Annotated in this window: 15 protein-coding genes and 3 rRNA genes; all 18 read right to left on the reverse strand. The window is 47.1% G+C overall.

The annotated features are described in order from the left end of the window. Positions 1–20 precede the first annotated feature (20 nt). The gene (locus tag ACH59B_RS22395; protein ID WP_017427896.1) at positions 21–479 is read right to left on the reverse strand and encodes a Mini-ribonuclease 3; all 459 of its coding nucleotides are present in this window, start codon (positions 477–479) and stop codon (positions 21–23) included. Beyond that, on the reverse strand, positions 476–1,879 hold the full coding sequence (gene cysS / locus ACH59B_RS22400; protein WP_404302706.1) for a cysteine--tRNA ligase: 1,404 nt from the start codon (positions 1,877–1,879) through the stop codon (positions 476–478). Before cysS ends, ACH59B_RS22395 begins: the two co-directional genes overlap by 4 nt. Positions 1,880–1,903: 24 nt before the next feature. Continuing rightward, positions 1,904–2,584, reverse strand: a complete 681-nt coding sequence (gene cysE / locus ACH59B_RS22405; protein ID WP_013373284.1) for a serine O-acetyltransferase — start codon at positions 2,582–2,584, stop codon at positions 1,904–1,906. 481 nt (positions 2,585–3,065) lie between these two features. Beyond that, positions 3,066–4,526 carry a glutamate--tRNA ligase gene (gene gltX, locus ACH59B_RS22410; protein WP_017427898.1) on the reverse strand — a complete coding sequence of 487 codons (1,461 nt, stop codon included), beginning with the start codon at positions 4,524–4,526 and terminating at the stop codon, positions 3,066–3,068. 39 nt (positions 4,527–4,565) lie between these two features. Beyond that, positions 4,566–5,042, reverse strand: coding sequence for a 2-C-methyl-D-erythritol 2,4-cyclodiphosphate synthase (ispF, locus tag ACH59B_RS22415; protein WP_016818638.1), 477 nt, complete (start codon positions 5,040–5,042; stop codon positions 4,566–4,568). After that, positions 5,039–5,737 carry a 2-C-methyl-D-erythritol 4-phosphate cytidylyltransferase gene (gene ispD / locus ACH59B_RS22420; RefSeq protein ID WP_102997569.1) on the reverse strand — a complete coding sequence of 233 codons (699 nt, stop codon included), beginning with the start codon at positions 5,735–5,737 and terminating at the stop codon, positions 5,039–5,041. The genes ispF and ispD overlap by 4 nt, the downstream gene beginning before the upstream one ends. A gap of 70 nt (positions 5,738–5,807) precedes the next feature. Next, positions 5,808–6,893 carry a PIN/TRAM domain-containing protein gene (locus ACH59B_RS22425; protein WP_017427900.1) on the reverse strand — a complete coding sequence of 362 codons (1,086 nt, stop codon included), beginning with the start codon at positions 6,891–6,893 and terminating at the stop codon, positions 5,808–5,810. A gap of 190 nt (positions 6,894–7,083) precedes the next feature. Continuing rightward, complete coding sequence (gene pssA, locus ACH59B_RS22430) at positions 7,084–7,830, reverse strand: CDP-diacylglycerol--serine O-phosphatidyltransferase (protein ID WP_016818635.1); 747 nt, start codon at positions 7,828–7,830, stop codon at positions 7,084–7,086. Between the two features lie 54 nt (positions 7,831–7,884). After that, positions 7,885–8,961, reverse strand: a complete 1,077-nt coding sequence (gene disA / locus ACH59B_RS22435; RefSeq protein WP_013312183.1) for a DNA integrity scanning diadenylate cyclase DisA — start codon at positions 8,959–8,961, stop codon at positions 7,885–7,887. A gap of 12 nt (positions 8,962–8,973) precedes the next feature. Continuing rightward, on the reverse strand, positions 8,974–10,347 hold the full coding sequence (gene radA, locus ACH59B_RS22440) for a DNA repair protein RadA (RefSeq protein WP_013373291.1): 1,374 nt from the start codon (positions 10,345–10,347) through the stop codon (positions 8,974–8,976). 241 nt (positions 10,348–10,588) lie between these two features. Beyond that, positions 10,589–13,033, reverse strand: a complete 2,445-nt coding sequence (gene clpC, locus ACH59B_RS22445) for an ATP-dependent protease ATP-binding subunit ClpC (RefSeq protein WP_016818634.1) — start codon at positions 13,031–13,033, stop codon at positions 10,589–10,591. A gap of 44 nt (positions 13,034–13,077) precedes the next feature. After that, positions 13,078–14,142, reverse strand: a complete 1,065-nt coding sequence (locus tag ACH59B_RS22450) for a protein arginine kinase (RefSeq protein WP_017427901.1) — start codon at positions 14,140–14,142, stop codon at positions 13,078–13,080. 29 nt (positions 14,143–14,171) lie between these two features. Then, positions 14,172–14,696 carry a UvrB/UvrC motif-containing protein gene (locus tag ACH59B_RS22455; RefSeq protein WP_016818632.1) on the reverse strand — a complete coding sequence of 175 codons (525 nt, stop codon included), beginning with the start codon at positions 14,694–14,696 and terminating at the stop codon, positions 14,172–14,174. Between the two features lie 84 nt (positions 14,697–14,780). After that, on the reverse strand, positions 14,781–15,245 hold the full coding sequence (locus ACH59B_RS22460) for a CtsR family transcriptional regulator (RefSeq protein ID WP_016818631.1): 465 nt from the start codon (positions 15,243–15,245) through the stop codon (positions 14,781–14,783). Positions 15,246–15,738: 493 nt separating this feature from the next. Next, positions 15,739–16,926, reverse strand: coding sequence for an enhanced intracellular survival protein Eis (gene eis / locus ACH59B_RS22465; RefSeq protein ID WP_031462310.1), 1,188 nt, complete (start codon positions 16,924–16,926; stop codon positions 15,739–15,741). A gap of 162 nt (positions 16,927–17,088) precedes the next feature. After that, positions 17,089–17,205: ribosomal RNA gene (rrf, locus tag ACH59B_RS22470) — 5S ribosomal RNA — on the reverse strand. Positions 17,206–17,355: 150 nt separating this feature from the next. Beyond that, positions 17,356–20,281: ribosomal RNA gene (locus tag ACH59B_RS22475) — 23S ribosomal RNA — on the reverse strand. Positions 20,282–20,639: 358 nt separating this feature from the next. Continuing rightward, positions 20,640–22,193 (reverse strand): 16S ribosomal RNA (locus tag ACH59B_RS22480). The 16S, 23S and 5S rRNA genes sit together here, the layout of an rRNA operon. Positions 22,194–22,352 lie beyond the last annotated feature (159 nt).

Genomic DNA, 22,352 nt, shown 5'->3' on the forward strand with positions numbered 1-22,352 from the left:
TCGTTCAATCCGTCTCCAATTTATGATTTTTCTGCATTTTCCATTTGTGCAATTCCGTACGTAATCAACTCTCTCAATCTGTCCAAATGTCCATCACAATAAAGATAACCAATCAAGCCTTCCAGCGCCGTGGCATGCCGATACTCAAGCACATCAGCATTTTTGGGCAGGCTCCCTGATTTGGCATTTCTTCCTTGTCGGACAATATCACGTTCTTCATCCGTCAGCACCGTTTCTAGCAATCCCAACATACGGCTCTGTGCCTTGGCGGAGACAAATTTTGTAGCTCGTCGATGTAAATGATTGGGACGCAGGTTGGGCTGTGCCAACAGATATTGCCGGACAGCCACCTCATACACTGCATCACCAATGTAAGCTAACGCAATGGGGGGCATCAAGCGAGCCGGCTTGGACGCAGGATACGGAAACCAGTTTCCTGCGCCTTCCACAGCTTCTGAGTTCAGTGGCTTATTACTCATTTCCGCCGCCACCGCATACCCTGCGCCGTATCTTCAAGCACAATGCCTTTAGTAGCTAACAGATCACGAATTTCGTCAGCTCTACCCCAGTTTTTGGTTTTACGAGCTTCGACACGTTCTGCAATTAACTGCTCAATTTCGTCATCCAGCAGTTCTTCACTCGGTTCCGAATAAATGCGAAGTACCGTATTCATCGAATAGAAGGTATGCAGCACCGCTTGCAATTCCGCCTGATTGACAACATCACGCTGCAACAAAAGATTGGCTTCGCTGACCCATTCGAACACCGCAGTAATCGCATCAGGCGTATTGAAATCATCATCCATTTTTTCGCCAAATTGCTGTAATATCCCGTCAAGCTTCATTTGCAGCTCAGCCGATACTTCTTCATTACCTTTCAAAGCCATGGATAAACGATGCTTTACATTGGCGACTGCATTGGCAATCCGTTCGACACTATTCTCCGCCTGACTCATCGTCTCTTGGTTGTAGTTCAAAGGGTTGCGGTAATGTGTCGACAGCATAAAATAACGTAAAGCTTCGGGCTTGTGACGAGCACGCAGATCTTTAACCAAAATACCGTTACCGAGTGATTTCGACATTTTTTCATTATCTATGCGAATATATCCGTTATGCATCCAGTAGCGAGATAATGGTTTACCCGTAATCACTTCGGATTGTGCGCATTCACATTCATGATGCGGAAATTGCAGATCCTGTCCGCCTCCGTGAATATCCAGTGTATCCCCCAAATAGTGACGAGCCATAGCAGAGCATTCGATATGCCAGCCTGGGCGTCCATCCCCCCAAGGACTTGACCAGTAAATTTCTCCCGGTTTCGCTGCTTTCCAGAGTACAAAATCCTCGGCATTCTCCTTGCGTTCATCCACATTGATGCGAATCCCAAACTGGAGTTCCTCCAATTTTTGGCCTGACAGCTGTCCGTAGTCTTTGAACATTTTGGTCCGGTAGAAGACATCACCATCATTCTCGTAAGCATAGCCTTTGTCTACCAGGTCCTTGATAAAATCAATAATCAGATCCATGCTTTCGGTTACACGAGGATTTATGCTGGCAGCAGGAACATTCAATCCTGTCAGATCCTCATGATAGGCAGCAATAAACTTCTCGGCAACTGCCGGAACCTCCATATTAAGTTCCCGAGCTTTACGGATCAACTTATCATCAACGTCCGTAAAATTCACCACATAGTTTACATCATAGCCCAAATACTCCAAGTAGCTGCGTACCACGTCGAACACAATTACAGGTCGTGCATTACCAATATGAATGTAATCATACACTGTAGGACCACATACATACATTTTAACCTTTCCAGGCTCCAGTGGCACAAAAGGCTCCCGGCTCCTCGTCATTGTATTATAAATTTGAAGCGACATCGTTATGTTCCTCCCTCATGAAAATTATCCTTGTAATTTATTCTCTTGGGTCACCTGATGTTTCTGAGCAGATTGCTCCTCCTTCAAATCAGACAATTCTGCTCGTAATCGTTCTATTTCCATTTGAAGAGACCGTATGGAATCGACGACCGGGTCAGGCAACTGGTGACTAAGTCGATCTGGACGTCTGCCATCCTGTCTGACCACTCGCCCGGGGATACCCACTACCGTACTGTTTGGCGGAACTTCTTTTAGCACGACCGAGTTGGAGCCAATATTGGATTGCGCCCCAATCGTAAATGAACCCAATATTTTTGCACCGGAGCCTATAACGACATTATTCCCAATGGTGGGGTGGCGCTTCCCTTTCTCTTTTCCAGTTCCTCCAAGAGTAACCCCCTGATACAATACGACATCATCGCCAATTTCACAGGTTTCGCCAATGACAACACCCATGCCGTGGTCAATGAACAGCCGATCTCCAATACGAGCGCCAGGATGAATTTCAATTCCTGTCATAAACCTCGATACCTGGGATATAACACGGGCTAGAGTACACCACTTTCGCAAATAAAACCAATGTGCAATTCGGTGTGCCCAAAGGGCATGAACGCCAGAATACGTAAAAATGACTTCCAGCTTACTCCGGGCGGCCGGATCATTATCCAAAACAGTTTGAATATCGGATTTGAAATGCCTGAACATGTCGCCCTCCTATTCCCTCCATATCCTTGCCGCATCACACTTCACATTTCGCCAATTTTCGTAGTCACCAGCATTCTTCGACAATTTTCAGTCTACAGCGAGTCTGAATCTGATAAAAATGAAAAAGCGTCTCTGCAGCCTAGGCTGCAGAGACGCATATACGTGGTCCCACTCTGCTTCGAACATATCTGCTACAAAAAAAGCAGAAAAGTCCGTCTTTGGCGTCCTGTAACGGGAACGAATCGGCAAGCCCTTGCCACATTAGCATTGTAGGCTAACGAGGGTTCGGGCGCACGGCTCCCAGGCGCATTTCCTCCGCAGGTCATCTAGACGGTTCTCAGCCTGGGGTTTCCCCTCGACCGTCCTCTCTGGCAGATGCCCTTATGCAGTGTACTTCTCCTGTTCGCAGCCTTTACACGTAAGTATCAATCCATATCAATGGAGTCATTATAGCGAAAAGACAACAAATTGACAAGAAATATCAGCCTTTAATTTGTGCCTTAAGACGGTCCAATACCTTGTCACGTCCAAGTAGATAGATGGTCTCGTTCAGATCCCGTCCATGAGTTTGACCTGTAAGGGCCACACGAATCGGCATGAACAGCTGTTTCCCCTTAAAACCAGTTTCCTTTTGGACTTCTTTGATCAGCTTGGCCATTTGTGGAGCTGTAAATTCCTCGCTCGTTTCAACCTTAGCTGCAAAGGCTCTAAGTACATCAGGAACCTGTTCTTCAGCCAGAACAGCCGCCGCATCAGCATCCAACTCCAGATGTGAACGGAAAAACAACTCAGACAACGCCACAATATCAGACGCTGAAGTCATTTGTTCTTGGTATAAGCGGACAAGAGCTTTAGCCCAATCCTGTTGTTCAGCCGATAAATCATTCGGCAACAGTCCTGCTGCCTGCAAATGTGGAATTGCCATGCTGGCAATCCGTTCAGGATCAGCTTTTTTAATATAATGATTATTCAAATAAGCAAGCTTGTTTGTATCAAATACAGCTGGGCTTTTGGACAAACGATTAGGATCGAAAATCGAGATTAATTGTTCCCGATCATAGATCTCTTCCTCGCCTTCCGGAGACCAGCCCAACAATGCAATAAAGTTGAATATAGCTTCCGGCAGATAGCCCAGCTTATCGTACTGCTCCATGAACTGAATAATGGATTCATTTCGTTTGCTGAGCTTTTTGTGATCCTCGCCTACGATCAGCGTCATATGACCAAAGCGTGGAGGCTCCCAGCCGAGAGCTTCAAAAATCATCAACTGCCGCGGTGTATTGGATACATGATCCTCACCCCGTAGTACATGTGATATTTTCATCAAATAGTCGTCAACCGCTACAGCGAAGTTATATGTCGGAATACCGTCTTTTTTGACGATAACAAAATCGCCGCTTTCTTTGGAATTGAACGTAATTTGACCTTTAACAATATCATCAAACGTATATTCACGATCTTCTGGTACGCGAAATCGAATACTCGGTACACGGCCCTCTGCTTCAAATGCCTGGCACTGTTCTTCTGTTAAATCACGGTGTTTTCCTGAGTAACGCGGTGTCTCCCCACGTTCCATCTGTTCTTCACGCTCGCGTTCAAGTTCTTCTTCCGTACAATAACAGCGGTATGCCAAACCGCGATCCAGCAAGTCCTGCCAGTATGTTTTGTAGATGTCCAAGCGCTCGGTCTGGCGATAAGGTCCGAACTCGCCGCCCACGTCTATACTTTCATCCCAGTCCATACCCAACCATTTCAAATATTTAAGCTGGCTTTCTTCTCCGCCCTCAATATTGCGCTTCACATCTGTATCTTCAATGCGAATAATAAATTTCCCGCCTTGATTGCGGGCAAACAAATAATTAAATAATGCCGTTCTGGCATTTCCAATATGCAGATGTCCTGTTGGACTTGGTGCATAGCGTACACGAACTTCCGTGCTCATATAATCTCCTCCAAATAGAATTACTCAAGATGATAGCATTTACTTGATTAGACAGACAACCGACTGAGCCGCGATTCCCTCGCTTCGCCCGGTAAACCCGAGTTGCTCCGTCGTCGTCGCCTTGACATTTACCTGGGATGACTCCTCTGCTTCCAGCACCCGGGCGATGATTTCATTCATCTGCGGGATGTACGATGCCATCTTGGGCTTCTGCGCAATAATTGTAGAATCGATGTTCCCCAATCGGTATCCCCGCTCTTTAGCCAGCCCCCACACATGCTCCAGTAGCTTAAGACTATCCGCGTCCTTAAATTCAGGGTCATTATCTGGAAAATGCTTTCCGATGTCTCCCAAGCCAAGCGCACCCAGGATAGCATCGCTAATGGCATGCAGCAGCACGTCTGCATCGGAATGACCCAGCAAACCTTTTTCATACGGAATATTTACGCCTCCGATGATGCATGGCCTTCCTTCCACCAGCTGGTGGACGTCAAATCCTTGCCCCACTCTAATCATTTGATATCCTCTCCCTCTGTCTTTACCCATAACGCCGCCATCTCCAAATCCTCAGGCGTAGTAATTTTGATGTTCTTGTAGCTGCCCTGAACGACAGTAACTGGAATGCCTATTCGCTCCACCAGCATGGAATCATCTGTCCCCAAAAATCCTGTCTGCTCCGCTTCCTCATAAGCCCGCAGCAGATCGGAAAGACGAAAAGTCTGTGGCGTTTGAATAGTCCACAGACTTCGGCGATCCGGCGTTGCTGTAATGATACCATCCCCGTTCACTTGCTTGATCGTATCCTTTACAGGTACTGCCGCTACAGAAGCACCAGTACGCTGAGCAGCCTCCAGGCATGAACGTACAAGCTCAGGTTGAATCAATGGCCGCACACCATCATGCACCATCACCCAATCTGTTCGCAAGTGGCGCAAACCGCGATAAACCGAATGCTGGCGTTCACTGCCACCAGCCACCACCCGTACATTTTTACCAATCTTGTATTGATGAATCCAGTCTCTGCAGCGTTCCACATCTCCAGTTCCAGTAACCATCACCATTTCATCCACTTCAGGCATTGCTGCGAATATTTCAAGTGTATGTATGAAGATGGGCTTGTCTCGCAAAAGCAGAAATTGCTTGCTCTCCTGCGTTCCCATACGGGAGCCGCGCCCGGCCGCCACAATCACGACTCCTACCTGATTGTTCATTCAAATAACTCCTGCCCTGATCGTACTTGGACGATCCGTATGATAACACATCTACTTCATCATACCTCGTTTATTGAGCTTTTTCCAATAATTTCGGTTTAGCAAAGATCATGCGGCCCGCAGAGGTCTGAAGTACGCTCGTGACCAGTACTTCCATGAGAGATCCAATATAGTCACGTCCACCCTCCACAACAATCATCGTACCATCATCCAGATAAGCGACACCTTGCCCATGCTCCTTGCCATCTTTGATAATCTGCACCATAATCTCCTCACCGGGCAGTACGACAGGCTTCACTGCATTCGCCAAATCATTGATGTTCAGCACAGACACACCTTGAAGTTCGCATACTTTATTCAGGTTAAAATCATTAGTTACAACCTTACCCTGCAACACCTTTGCAAGCTTAACCAGCTTACTGTCGACCTCTGAAATTTCCTCAAAATCTCCCTCATAAATCAGCACATTCACATCTAGCTCTTTTTGGATTTTATTCAAAATATCCAGACCCCGCCGCCCACGATTACGCTTAAGTAAATCTGAAGAATCTGCGATATGCTGAAGCTCCTCCAACACAAATTCAGGAATCACAATGGTCCCTTCAATAAAACCTGTCTTGCAGATATCCGCAATACGCCCATCTATAATGACGCTGGTGTCCAAAATTTTATGTTCCTCCAGCTTGCGTTCTTCTACATCCGTTCCCCGACCAAAAAAGCCTGAACTCCAAAAGGATGACAACTCGTCCCGTTTTTCTAGCCCAACCATCAACCCCACATATCCACATACCAAGGTAACCGCGGTCTGGATAAGTAAACCAGGTGCCCCTAACCCTGAAAAGAGTGGATAAACTGCCAAGGAAAGGATCAGCCCCACTGCTAGCCCCATGACACCTGCCATCATCTCATTCATCGGAATTCGTACCAAACCTTCAATACCCTGCTGCAATCGATTCGCCACGGACGCCCCTGCGAATGAGCAGCCAACCATAAATACCACCGCTCCCGCTAACATCCAAACAGCCATTCCTGGTAAAGAACCATCACTCAACCATTGTGGCATCCACGTTACTAAGCCTCCTATCCGCTGGTATAACGTATAGCCAAACCACGCGCCGCACAATCCTGTAAAAGTTAAAATAGCCTTTCTCCACATTGAGTTTCTATACCTCCTTTATTTTCTTTTCAACAGTCTGCTATTTATTGGATACATAGCACTTCCCTTACCAGTATGGTCCATTTCCCACATAACTAACCCTGTGTTTTCACTTTTTATGCATAAAAAAAGCATTTATCCCCTTGAATGAATCAAGGAAATAAATGCTTCTTGTAGTCCTTGTCTGACACTAACGTTGCGAATGACGATATTGATCGTCCTGTTCTTCCTGTTTAGAACGATCCCGCTCACGTCCACGTCTGCGTGATAACTTCCGAATGTTCAGCTTCATACCGTACAACGCATAAAGCACCAGTGGTACAAAAATCAGCTTCGACAGCTGATCAGGAAATTTAACAGCTAGAACCACCGCTGCAATTACGACCCACGGAGCAACCCAGATCGCTTTTTTCGGAAGGCCGACCTTTTTGAAATTTGGATATCTCATGGAGCTAACCATCAAATAAGAGACTAGCAACATGGCAATCGACATGTATAACAATGAAATCTCGTTATGGAATAAGGACAACGTGGCTAATACGCCACCTGCTGCCGGAATGGGTAAACCTGTGAAATAACCTGGTACACCGGGACGTACGTTAAATCGAGCCAAACGCAATGCTCCGCACATCGGAAAAATGGCTGTAACCGTCCAAGCCAAAGCCGAATTCGCATCATGAAAAGCAACCATGTACATAATAACTGCGGGAGCAACACCAAAAGATATCATATCTGATAAGGAGTCCAGTTCTTTACCGAATTCGCTCTGGGCATTCAAAGCCCGGGCCATCCTTCCATCCAGTCCGTCCAACAACATGGCGACAATAACCATAATAGCGGCAAGACTGTATTTTCCGTCTACGGCCAATAAAATGGCGATCATTCCGAGAAACAAGTTACCCAAGGTACACATGTTCGGAATTGATTTGGTAATCATCTCTTCACCTCAATGTATGAATTGTTCCATTATAATCCTTTCACTGTATTACATTTACATTTGTCTGTCAATAAAAACTTGTTCCTGTAAACGTTTAAGCCCTTCTTTAATCGTACGTGCACGAACCTCTCCTATACCATCCACTTCATCCAGTTCTTCTATCGTTGCAGTGATGACATGTGGAAAACGTCCAAACCGCTCTACCAGATTATGAATAATCACATTTGGCAAACGAGGTATTTTGTTCAGCACCCGATATCCGCGTGCAGCAATATATTCTTCTGATGTCGCTGCTGAAGAAGGGTAGCCTAATAAACGTACTATATGATTCACATCCAGTAATTCGTCGTCCGTAGAACGTTTGAGTCCCAATATAATTTCACGGATCTTCTCGTCGCTGTCGTCTTTGGCATAATCCTTATACAGCAACCAAGCTTCTTCCTCGATATTACTGACAAGCTCCTCCATCTGCATGCTAATCAGCCTGCCCTCATTCCCGAGCTCGTTAATAAATCGTTTGATCTCCATTTTGATGCGCAGCACCATTTCGATCCGTTGAATGACATTAACGACCTCCGGCATGGTAACCAGTTCTTCGAATTCAGATGCAGTTAAATTCGTTGAGGCTTGCCCCAATACGGATCTATATTTTTCTAACGTCTGAATAGCCTGATTAGCTTTCGTTAAAATAACCCCGATTTCCTTGAGCGCATACCGTAAAGTCCCCTGATACAACGTAATAATATTACGACGCTGGGAAATAGACACAACCAGTTTGCCAGTCTGCTTTGCAACTCGTTCCGCCGTCCGATGCCGAATCCCTGTTTCTATGGACGAAATGGAAGAATCGGGAATCAATTGCGTATTGGCATATAAAATTCGTTTTAAATCCTCACTCAATATGATTGCGCCGTCCATTTTAGCCAGCTCATACAAATAGTTCGGCGAAAAGTCACAATTAATAGAGAAACCGCCATCCACGACTTCCATTACTTCCGGGCTATAGCCAACGACCAGAAGAGCACCCGTTTTGGCACGCAAAACGTTTTCCAATCCGTCGCGAAAGGGAGTTCCCGGTGCCACAAGCCGTAGCAAATCGTTCATTTTATCCAGTTGGCTCGCTTCCTTCATCCTCAATGCCCCCTAATCTAATGCGGCTGCCAGTGCATCTGCCACCGTTCCAACTCCTATAATTTGTATCCCTTTTGGATGTGTCCAGCCCTTCAAGCTTTTCTCGGGCATGATCACCCGTTTGAAACCTAATTTCTCTGCTTCTCGCACTCGCTGTTCTGCTCGGGATACAGCCCGCACCTCGCCTGTCAGTCCTACTTCACCAAAAATCACATCGTACGGCTTGGTAGGAGCATCCCTAAAGCTGGAAGCAATGCTCACCGCTATGGCTAAATCCACCGCTGGTTCATCCAGCTTTACGCCTCCAGCAACATTGAGATAAGCGTCCTGGTTTTGCAAAAACATGCCCATCCGCTTTTCTAATACGGCAATGATTAATCCCATCCGATGATGGTCAATCCCCGTACCCATTCGGCGTGGAGATGGAAAATGCGTAGCCGCAATTAATGCTTGCAATTCAACCAACACAGGCCGGGTTCCCTCCATACTGGCAACGACTGTGGAACCAGCCACCCCCAGTGGCCGTTCGGACAGGAAGAGCTCAGAAGGATTCGCCACCTCACGCAAACCACTTTCGGCCATTTCAAAAATACCAATTTCATTCGTAGAACCGAAACGATTCTTAACCGCACGCAACAGCCGATACGTATGATGGCGCTCTCCTTCAAAATAAAGTACACAATCGACCATATGCTCCAACAAACGCGGACCTGCAATAGCGCCTTCTTTGGTCACATGCCCTACCAGTACTGTAGCAATACCTAATCCCTTGGCAATCCGCATAAATCGTGAAGTACACTCGCGCACCTGAGCTACACTACCAGGCGCACTTGTCACCTCAGGCAAATATACAGTCTGTATCGAGTCGATGACCAAAAACTCCGGCTTCAAGCTGTCCACTGCTTCTTCAATCGTCTCCAAATTCGTCTCACATAATACGTACAGACTGGGAGACAAAGCACCGAGGCGATCTGCACGTAGCTTCGTTTGGCGGACGGATTCCTCACCAGACACGTAGAGTACCTTTAAACCAGTTAAAGCCAGCTCATTAGAGGTTTGCAGCATAAGCGTAGACTTACCGATCCCCGGGTCACCACCCACCAGAACAAGTGAACCTGGCACCACACCTCCACCGAGTACACGATTTAATTCACCAATTCCCGTCAAAATTCGTGTTTCTTTGCCACTCTCCACTTCAATAATAGGAAGCGGTTTGTCTTTTGTGCTATGAGTAAGAAGGGAAGATCCCATTCCTTGAGTTTTTACAACGCTTTCCGTTTCTTCGACCATGGAATTCCATGCCTGGCATCCAGGACATTTTCCGTACCATTTAGGCGATTCATAGCCACATTCTGTACAGGAAAATTTAGTTTTCACTTTAGCCATACTTTATTCCCTGGCTCCTTCTTGACAACGATGATGTCAAATTTATCTTCACACAGCACCTGAAAGAGCTGTAACAATAAAAGTTTACCATTGAAGCTTGGCGGACGTAAAGCAATATCACAAACTTTCCCAAAGCTTTTACCCTACCCTTTCAAGGTGTTCAATCACAAAAAGGGTGCCTTCGCAATAGCTTTCCAGCCTGCGAGACACCCTTTTCTAATGTTTTATTTACTAAACTGCTTTAGGACTTCGCGGATACATTATCCTTTTTCGTTACTGTCAATGCACCGTTCTCTTCATCAATATAGAGAGAGTCGCCTTTAGAAATGTTTCCAGTCAACAGTTCCTCGGACAGGCGATCTTCAATATGCTTCTGGATTGCACGACGCAATGGACGCGCACCATACGCTGGATCGAAGCCTTCCTTGGCAAGGAAATTCTTAGCCTTGTCTGTCAACTCGAAGTCCACCTCATATTCATTCAGACGCTTACGCAGCTCTTCGGACATGAGTGAAACAATTTCGGCAATATGTTTTTCTTCGAGAGAATGGAAAACGATAATTTCGTCTATCCGGTTCAAGAACTCAGGACGGAAGCTTTTCTTCAGCTCATCCATCACTTTGCCTTTCATGTTATCGTAATCCGCCCCAGCGTCCACAACAGCTGTAAAACCAAGCGTGGAGTTACGTTTGATTGCCTGTGCACCAACGTTGGATGTTAGGATGATGAGTGTGTTACGGAAGTCAACAACACGTCCTTTGGAATCCGTCAGACGTCCATCCTCCAACACTTGCAGCAGAATATTGAATACTTCCGGGTGTGCTTTTTCAATTTCATCCAGCAACACAACAGAGTAAGGCTTACGACGTACCTTTTCAGTCAGTTGGCCACCTTCTTCATATCCTACGTATCCTGGAGGCGCTCCTACCAAACGGGATGTGGAGTGTTTCTCCATATATTCGGACATATCAATACGGATAACCGCATTTTCATCACCAAACATAGATTCAGCCAAGGCGCGTGCCAGCTCTGTTTTACCAACCCCAGTTGGACCGAGGAAAATAAAGGAGCCGATTGGACGCTTCGGATCTTTCAGACCGGCGCGTGCCCGGCGAATCGCCCGGCTTACTGCCTTAACAGCTTCGTCCTGCCCAATCACCCGTTCATGCAACAGTTGCTCCATATTCAGCAAACGATGTGTTTCTTCTTCCTTCAGCTTGCTGACTGGGACACCAGTCCAGATGGCAACGACCTGAGCAATATCCTCTGGTGTAACTTCGGAATCTGTACGCCCCTGTTGTTCTTTCCATTGGTTTTTAGTGACATCCAGCTCTTCACGAATTTTTTGCTCTGTATCGCGCAGTGCAGCTGCCTTTTCAAACTCCTGGCTTTGTACCGCTGAATCTTTTTCCTTACGGATATCTTCCAGACGGTTTTCCAGCTGTTTCAGGTTTGGCGGTACTGTATAGGAATTCAGCCTTACCTTGGAGCCCGCTTCATCAATAAGGTCAATAGCCTTATCCGGTAGGAAGCGATCCGTAATATAACGATCTGACAATCTTACTGCAGCTTCAATAGCCTCATCAGTGATTTTTACACGGTGATGCGCTTCGTAACGGTCGCGCAGACCATACAAGATTTGAATCGCTTCTTCTGGAGAAGGTTGATCCACGGTTATAGGTTGAAAACGACGCTCCAAAGCAGCATCTTTCTCAATATATTTGCGGTATTCATCCAGCGTGGTGGCACCGATACATTGCAGCTCGCCACGTGCCAGAGCAGGTTTCAGGATGTTGGACGCATCAATTGCGCCTTCCGCTCCACCAGCACCAATCAGTGTATGCAGCTCATCAATGAACAATACGATATTTCCAGCTTGACGAATCTCGTCCATAATCTTTTTCAAGCGATCCTCAAATTCACCTCGATACTTAGTACCTGCTACTACAGAACCCATATCGAGTGTCATTACGCGTTTGTCGCGCAACGTTTCGGGAATCTCATTCGCTATGATTTTTTGTGCCAATCCTTCGGCAATCGCCGTTTTACCTACCCCAGGTTCACCGATCAAAACAGGGTTGTTCTTTGTACGGCGGCTGAGCACTTGAATAACGCGCTCAATTTCCTTGCTGCGCCCAATAACGGGGTCCAGGTTATTTTCCTTCGCAGAAGCCGTCAGATCGCGTGCCAGACTGTCCAGAGTTGGCGTGCTGACATTAGCTGGAGCACCGTGATGGCTGGAAACCGCCTCGCTGCTGCCGAGCAATTGAAGCACTTGCTGACGCGCTTTGTTCAGACTGATACCCAGGTTGTTCAGTACACGTGCTGCTACGCCTTCACCTTCACGAATAAGGCCTAGCAAAATATGCTCGGTACCTACATAGGTATGACCCAATTTACGTGCTTCGTCCATAGACAGCTCAATGACTTTTTTGGCACGTGGAGTATAGGCAATGTTCGTCGGTTGCTCTTGACCGCGTCCAATCAGTGTTTCCACTTCATCCTGGATTTTTTCCAGTCCCAGCCCTAAACCGATTAAGGCTTTCGCTGCAATTCCTTCACCTTCACGAATGAGTCCTAGCAAAATGTGCTCTGTGCCAATGTTGTTGTGTCCCAATCGAACAGCTTCTTCCTGGGCCAAGGCAAGCACTTTCTGTGCACGTTCCGTAAATCTTCCAAACATCATATATCCTGCACCTCCACAGTGTGTATTTCAGATCATTCTATATATTAAAGGGTTGTGCCTAATTTTTGCCGGATCAGCTTCGCCCGGTACATATCGCGCTCACCGGTATTCATTTTATCCCCAAAGCTTTTTTGTAAAAAGCCGGGTTGCGTCATCACATTAAGCTCATTCATCGCTGCAATGGAAGGACGCTCCAAAATTCCTAAATCTACACCGAGACGTACATCGGACAGCCGCTGTGCAGCCTCCTTGGAATCCAAAACTGCTGCATATGACAAAATACCGAATGAACGCATCACCCGATCTGTAATCCGCAGCATGGATTCATTCATCAATCGTTCTCTGGCAGAACGTTCATGCTCTATAATTTGCAGCACCACGCCATGCAGATTCTCGATAATTTCCGCTTCGGTTTGTCCCAAGGTAATCTGATTGGATACCTGAAACAAATTCCCAACTGCTTCGCTGCCTTCACCATAAATACCGCGAACTGTAAGACCCACCTGTGAAACAGCGGACAATATACGATTGATTTGATGAGTCATGACCAATGCGGGCAAATGCATCATCACCGAAGCTCTCATACCTGTGCCGACATTCGTCGGGCAACTGGTCAGAAAACCTCTCTGATCATCAAATGCATAATCAACATGCGCTTCAAATGCATCATCAATGACCATAGCGCGTTCCCAAGCTTCTCTAACCTGACATCCGGGATATAAGCACTGAATACGCAAATGATCCTCTTCATTTATCATAACACTAACTGATTCATCATCACTAATCAACACAGCACCGTTGCGAGATTCGTTCGCCAAATTAGGACTAATCAAGTGCTTCTCAACCAGTACCTGCTTGTCGATCTCATCCAACTCGGATATTTTCAAGGTATGAAAAGTACCAAAACGACCCAAATCATCATACTGAAGGATATCCGTTAAGCGTTGAAGCACTTCCTCCGACTGCTGATTGGTAGCAAGCATGGGAAAAGGCAGATGCTGCAAGTTACGCGCAATTCTTACCCGGCTACTAATGACAATCTCCGAATCCGCAGCATCACCACGCATCCAATCACTTAGCGGCTTTTCCGTAAATCGGATATTGGGCATCACGCATTCCCTCCTACTCTTCACAAACTTTACTCTTCAGTCATTTCTTTTTCAAGCTTTCTGATTTGATCCCTAAGCTCAGCAGCTGATTCGAATTCTTCCTGTACAATGTGTTGTTGCATCTCTTTTTTCAAATCATCAATTTGCCGTTTAACCTTTAGTCGGCCTCCAGTACGGACCGGAACTTTCCCAACATGACTCGTACTACCATGCACACGCTTGAACAGAGGGTCCAGACGACTATCAAAATATTGATAGCATGATGGACATCCAAAACGTCCTAGCTTACTAAACTGTGTATAAGTCATACCGCAATCCTTGCATTGCAGATTTTGGGGAACACTGTGACCTGAAGACTGGCTTTTAGTGCTAGAATCAAAATCCAACATCCCCGACAACAAGCTATGAATCGAAAAGCCATTAGGTGTTCCAGGGATCATCTCCCCTTTTTCCTTCGCACATGTCTCACAAATATGAAACTCTGTCTTTTCGCCATTCACAATTTTGGTGAAATGCAAAGTTGCCGGCCGCATATTACATTCTTGGCACAGCATAAAAGCACCTCCTTCAACGTCAGGATTTTTAGAAATCCCTACATCTGAATTGCAAATCTCTATTCACTGGTTAATGGATACTAGCTATTTGGCCGCCAGCAACGAGATCAGCATAGCCTTAAGCAATCTTGCTCGCAGTTGGTCACGATAGGGAAGCTTCAGCAATAACGTATCTCTTGATAAAGCAGCCTTTATAAGACCCGCTTCCCTTTTACTTAAAAAATGAGCTTCCTCTAACTGATAAATCAATCCTTCTGCTGCCGATTGGCTAATTTCCTCCCCGATGCTCTGATGAAGATGTGTATGGATCGCATGCTGTGCAGGTAATTGAATTCGCTGAATCCGAATATAACCTCCACCACCGCGTTTACTTTCCACCACATAACCTTTTTCCAGCGTAAACCGGGTACTAATTACATAATTAATTTGCGACGGTACGCAGGAAAAGCGATCAGCCAGATCATTGCGCTGAATCTCCACTAAGCCTTGGGGACTTTCCAGCAGCATGCTCTTCAAATATTGTTCAATAATGTCGGAAACATTGCGCATTTCATCATCCTCCACTAACGGAAACGCAAGTATTCAAATACATTTCACGCTCCACAGAGTCCGCCGTATATTGAACTTAACCAAACGGTATAGTCACGAATCTAAGCTGTATTCAGGCTATTGCCTGTTCTACATACATTGAAATTGTACCGTTTCGTTTCTAGTGTGACCTTTATTTGCGATAAATCATACACTTCTCTTCTGTCCATAAGAAGCAGCTCCTAACTATACGCAAATCATGTCGTTATTGTTATACTTCTGTAGATTCACACTGGTTCTGATTGACTTTGACTTTCTTTGACTATATTCGTATTATAGCACAAATTTCATTTTTGCCAAGGGGTCAATACCATTTTTCGCAATCTAATTATGTTTTATACCCTAGAATAAAAAAACTCTTCCCATTATGGAAAGAGCTTTGAATAATTATGATATCCCACATCCAATTTGGTTAAAAAGAGTTGGGCATTAAGAAAATCTAATTGGGCCTTTATCAGAAAAAATCCAATAGGAACGTTTGTTTTGTTGGTATTACACGTTTAAGTGCAGCCACAGACTCACTGCTTCCTTCAATGCGCCCCCAATTAAACAGGTTATCAGCTTGCTGGTAGCCGAGCATTAAAGTTGTTAATGACTGAATTCCCAGTTCCAAGTCAGCTACTGTGTCGTTCTCAGATAAATTACTTGTATCCACTCTTGCCAGATGTCCTTGCCCCTCCGTAGTAATCGTTAATCTCCATACTCCTTCATTCCAAGGAGCATACCGATCTGTCAGATGTAAGGTTAAACTTGTCTCCTCTCCAATCTGCTCAAAAGGGTATCTCTCTACAAAAGCAACAGCATCCACAATACGCCCCATAAAATAAGGCACCGTTTCCTGTTGAATTCGCGGATCATCGAGTAAAAAAGGCAGATTGTCATCTGCTGGAACGTAAATAAATTTACCTTGGGTTATCATTGAGTCATGGTTTGCAAAATAAGTCCACAAAGCCCGACGTGCCGTCTCATTTTCATATACCAACTCATCACAATTTAACTGTTTATCTTCTATTTTGTATAGTGCATATCCCTGAGGATCGCCTGCATCTGTGTAATATACTACAGTTCGATAATTCTCATTTAAAATCCGTTCCTGCCACCATGCCTTATCTCGTACCAGCGTACCATTGTAACGTGAAGCATACGATTGATACACTTGGTCTAGTTCTGAAATATTTTTGATATCCCGTTTGACTATACCTTCTGTTTTAAGTTTAGCAGGGAATTTATCAATTGGAATGACGTATTTTTTGTACTCAGTATACGTTTCCCATCCAAATTTACGATAGAAGGCAAAAGAAAATGGATGCAGAAAAGAAAGGCTTTGTCCTGCGGTCTTCATTTCTTCAAGCGCATGCGTCAACAAACGTGAAACCATACCTCCGCGACGCTTTTCCGGCCACGTTGCCACACCAGCAATGCCTCCCATATCAAAAACCTGACCATGTATGTATACCTGTAGTGGTAGCAAAGTCAGTTTAGCGTTCAAGTCAGGTCCGTCGAATATCCCCCATGTTTGTTCTGGTTTGAATTTCTTCTTGGCTTTCTCCAGATCCTCCGGGGTCATTGTAAACTGAAAAGCATACTGGGATAATCCTATAGCTGCTTCAAATTCCTCACGTTGTAATTGTCTGATCTCCATAACTTCGTCACCTCGCTCGTATACTTGGACCTTTAAAAAAATACGCACTTAGAGTGTCGCAAAGCCTCTTCCCTCTGTCAACCTTAGAATCAGGTGTCCATCCACAAAATGCATAAAAAAAGGATGATAACCTCACTGAGGGTATCATCCTTTTTCACTTTTGCTTGGCAACGTCCTACTCTCCCAGGACCCTGCGGTCCAAGTACCATCGGCGCTGGAGGGCTTAACGGTCGTGTTCGGGATGGGTACGTGTGGAACCCCTCCGCTATCGCCACCAAACATGAATTTGCCTCGCAAATTCTTCCGTAAGGTTATTCGGTTCATCACAGATTGTGTGAATGAATCGCCATACGCTTGTTGTATGTACTTCTACATACCTTCAAGGTTACACCCTGAAAACTGGATCCGAAACTCATTGCGTCTTATCTTTAGGATAAGCCCTCGACCGATTAGTATTGGTCAGCTCCATGCATTACTGCACTTCCACCCCCAACCTATCTACCTCGTCGTCTTCAAGGGGTCTTACTAATTGGGAAATCTCATCTTGAGGGGGGCTTCACGCTTAGATGCTTTCAGCGCTTATCCCTTCCGTACATAGCTACCCAGCGGTGCTCCTGGCGGAACAACTGGTACACCAGCGGTACGTCCATCCCGGTCCTCTCGTACTAAGGACAGCTCCTCTCAAATTTCCTACGCCCACGACAGATAGGGACCGAACTGTCTCACGACGTTCTGAACCCAGCTCGCGTACCGCTTTAATGGGCGAACAGCCCAACCCTTGGGACCTACTTCAGCCCCAGGATGCGATGAGCCGACATCGAGGTGCCAAACCTCCCCGTCGATGTGGACTCTTGGGGGAGATAAGCCTGTTATCCCCAGGGTAGCTTTTATCCGTTGAGCGATGGCCCTTCCATGCGGTACCACCGGATCACTAAGCCCGACTTTCGTCCCTGCTCGACTTGTAGGTCTCGCAGTCAAGCTCCCTTCTGCCTTTGCACTCTTCGAATGATTTCCAACCATTCTGAGGGAACCTTGGGGCGCCTCCGTTACTCTTTAGGAGGCGACCGCCCCAGTCAAACTGCCCACCTGACACTGTCCTCGTACCGGATTACGGTACCAAGTTAGAACCTAGATACGATCAGGGTGGTATCCCAAGGATGCCTCCCCTCAAGCTGGCGCTCAAGGCTCAACGGCTCCCACCTATCCTGTACAGATCGTACCCAAATTCAATATCAAGCTGCAGTAAAGCTCCATGGGGTCTTTCCGTCTTGTCGCGGGTAACCTGCATCTTCACAGGTATTAAAATTTCACCGGATCTCTCGTTGAGACAGCGCCCAAGTCGTTACGCCATTCGTGCGGGTCAGAATTTACCTGACAAGGAATTTCGCTACCTTAGGACCGTTATAGTTACGGCCGCCGTTTACTGGGGCTTCGGTTCATAGCTTCGCCCGAAGGCTTACCACTCCCCTTAACCTTCCAGCACCGGGCAGGCGTCAGCCCGTATACTTCGCCTTGCGGCTTCGCACAGACCTGTGTTTTTGCTAAACAGTCGCTTGGGCCTTTTCACTGCGGCCCCCTCGGGCTATTCACCCTACCGAGGCACCCCTTCTCCCGAAGTTACGGGGTCATTTTGCCGAGTTCCTTAACGAGAGTTCTTCCGCGCGCCTTAGAATTCTCTTCTCGCCTACCTGTGTCGGTTTGCGGTACGGGCACCTTCTCCTGGCTAGAGGCTTTTCTTGGCAGTCTGAGATCATGACCTTCGCTACTATAATTTTCGCTCCCCATCACAGCCCAGCCTTACGATGTGCGGATTTGCCTACACATCAGCCTCACTGCTTAGACGGACATCCATCAGTCCGCGTCACTACCCTACTGCGTCACCCCATCGCTCATAGCGGATTACGGTGGTACAGGAATTTCGACCTGTTGTCCTTCGACTACGCCTATCGGCCTCGCCTTAGGTCCCGACTTACCCTGAGCGGACGAACCTTCCTCAGGAACCCTTAGGCTTTCGGCGGATCTGATTCTCACAGATCTTTTCGTTACTCATACCGGCATTCTCACTTGAATGCAGTCCAGCGCTCCTTCCGGTACACCTTCAACCCGCATTCAACGCTCCCCTACCCCTGATGCAAAGCATCAAGCCATAGCTTCGGTGGTGTGTTTAGCCCCGTTACATTTTCGGCGCAGAGTCACTCGACCAGTGAGCTATTACGCACTCTTTCAATGGTGGCTGCTTCTAAGCCAACATCCTGGTTGTCTGTGCAACTCCACATCCTTTCCCACTTAACACACACTTGGGGACCTTAGCTGATGGTCTGGGCTGTTTCCCTTTCGACAATGGATCTTAGCACTCACTGTCTGACTCCCGGAACTAAATCTATGGCATTCGGAGTTTGACTGAGCTTGGTAACCCTTGCGGGCCCCGCACCCAATCAGTGCTCTACCTCCACGATTCTTCTTTCCGAGGCTAGCCCTAAAGCTATTTCGGGGAGAACCAGCTATCTCCGGGTTCGATTGGAATTTCTCCGCTACCCCCACCTCATCCCCGCATTTTTCAACATGCGTGGGTTCGGGCCTCCAGTGCGTGTTACCGCACCTTCACCCTGGACAGGGGTAGATCACCCGGTTTCGGGTCTACGTCCACGTACTCATTCGCCCTATTCAGACTCGCTTTCGCTGCGGCTTCAGCTCTTCACCTTAACCTTGCACGGGAACGTAACTCGCCGGTTCATTCTACAAAAGGCACGCCATCACCCATAGATCGGGCTCTGACTTCTTGTAAGCACACGGTTTCAGGATCTATTTCACTCCCCTTCCGGGGTGCTTTTCACCTTTCCCTCACGGTACTGCTTCACTATCGGTCGCCAGGGAGTATTTAGCCTTGGCAGATGGTCCTGCCGGATTCATACGGGGTTTCACGTGCCCCGCACTACTCGGGATCCGTCTCGGAGGGAACAGGTTTTGAACTACAGGGCTTTTACCTTCTCTGGCGGGCCTTTCCAGACCTCTTCATCTAACCGGTTCCTTTGTAACTCCATGTGAGACGTCCCACAACCCCAAGGAGCAAGCTCCTTGGTTTGGGCTAATCCGCGTTCGCTCGCCGCTACTGACGGAATCACTATTGTTTTCTCTTCCTCAGGGTACTTAGATGTTTCAGTTCCCCTGGTCTGCCTCTCACTCACCTATGAATTCAGTGAGTAGTGACTGTCGATGAAGACAGCCGGGTTTCCCCATTCGGACATCCCCGGATCAAAGCTTGCTTACAGCTCCCCGAGGCCTTATCGTTGTTCGCCACGTCCTTCGTCGGCTCCTGGCGCCTAGGCATCCTCCGTGTGCTCTTTGTAGCTTAACCTAGACTTTTCTTTCACAGAAAGAAAATGTCGATATCTGCTACCTTTATTTCACTTGTTTACACAAGATCAGCTTAAAGGAATATTCTAAAACGCAATTTCGTTTCGGTATCCAGTTTTCAAGGTGCAATTCGCTTCGTCGAAGCGAAACCCGATGAATATTTCGGTTCCACACGATGTGTGAATGAAACATTCGTCGAAACTTGAGAGTTTGAACTCTCAAAACTGAGCAACGAGTGAGTAAGTTCAGGATATCCATTTCATTCACACATATTGTGATGAACCGAATTGAATATCCGGTCGCAGGTACATGTACCTGCTGATTTGAATGTTTCCATTGCAGGAAACGATTCTCCATAGAAAGGAGGTGATCCAGCCGCACCTTCCGATACGGCTACCTTGTTACGACTTCACCCCAATCATCTACCCCACCTTCGGCGGCTGGCCCCTTGCGGTTACCTCACCGACTTCGGGTGTTGTAAACTCTCGTGGTGTGACGGGCGGTGTGTACAAGACCCGGGAACGTATTCACCGCGGCATGCTGATCCGCGATTACTAGCAATTCCGACTTCATGTAGGCGAGTTGCAGCCTACAATCCGAACTGAGACCGGCTTTTCTAGGATTGGCTCCACCTCGCGGCTTCGCTTCCCGTTGTACCGGCCATTGTAGTACGTGTGTAGCCCAGGTCATAAGGGGCATGATGATTTGACGTCATCCCCACCTTCCTCCGGTTTGTCACCGGCAGTCTGCTTAGAGTGCCCAGCTTGACCTGCTGGCAACTAAGCATAAGGGTTGCGCTCGTTGCGGGACTTAACCCAACATCTCACGACACGAGCTGACGACAACCATGCACCACCTGTCTCCTCTGTCCCGAAGGAAAGGCCTATCTCTAGACCGGTCAGAGGGATGTCAAGACCTGGTAAGGTTCTTCGCGTTGCTTCGAATTAAACCACATACTCCACTGCTTGTGCGGGTCCCCGTCAATTCCTTTGAGTTTCAGTCTTGCGACCGTACTCCCCAGGCGGAATGCTTAATGTGTTAACTTCGGCACCAAGGGTATCGAAACCCCTAACACCTAGCATTCATCGTTTACGGCGTGGACTACCAGGGTATCTAATCCTGTTTGCTCCCCACGCTTTCGCGCCTCAGCGTCAGTTACAGCCCAGAGAGTCGCCTTCGCCACTGGTGTTCCTCCACATCTCTACGCATTTCACCGCTACACGTGGAATTCCACTCTCCTCTTCTGCACTCAAGCTCCCCAGTTTCCAGTGCGACCCGAAGTTGAGCCTCGGGATTAAACACCAGACTTAAAGAGCCGCCTGCGCGCGCTTTACGCCCAATAATTCCGGACAACGCTTGCCCCCTACGTATTACCGCGGCTGCTGGCACGTAGTTAGCCGGGGCTTTCTTCTCAGGTACCGTCACTCTTGTAGCAGTTACTCTACAAGACGTTCTTCCCTGGCAACAGAGCTTTACGATCCGAAAACCTTCATCACTCACGCGGCGTTGCTCCGTCAGGCTTTCGCCCATTGCGGAAGATTCCCTACTGCTGCCTCCCGTAGGAGTCTGGGCCGTGTCTCAGTCCCAGTGTGGCCGATCACCCTCTCAGGTCGGCTACGCATCGTCGCCTTGGTAGGCCTTTACCCCACCAACTAGCTAATGCGCCGCAGGCCCATCCACAAGTGACAGATTGCTCCGCCTTTCCTCCTTCTCCCATGCAGGAAAAGGATGTATCGGGTATTAGCTACCGTTTCCGGTAGTTATCCCTGTCTTGTGGGCAGGTTGCCTACGTGTTACTCACCCGTCCGCCGCTAGGTTAGTTAGAAGCAAGCTTCTAACTAACCCCGCTCGACTTGCATGTATTAGGCACGCCGCCAGCGTTCGTCCTGAGCCAGGATCAAACTCTCCATTAAAGACCAACCGAAGTTGGTTTATAGAAAGAGCGATTAGCTCATTTTTAATGCTAGCGATTCTTCTTTATAAAAGAAGTAATCTTTATTTCATCATCCATTTGTTCAGTTTTCAAAGAACTTGTCTGACCTCGTTTGTTTAACAAGTCAGGAAATAGATCA

The sequence above is a fragment of the Paenibacillus sp. DP01 genome (assembly GCF_044784315.1).
Classification (GTDB): domain Bacteria; phylum Bacillota; class Bacilli; order Paenibacillales; family Paenibacillaceae; genus Paenibacillus; species Paenibacillus polymyxa.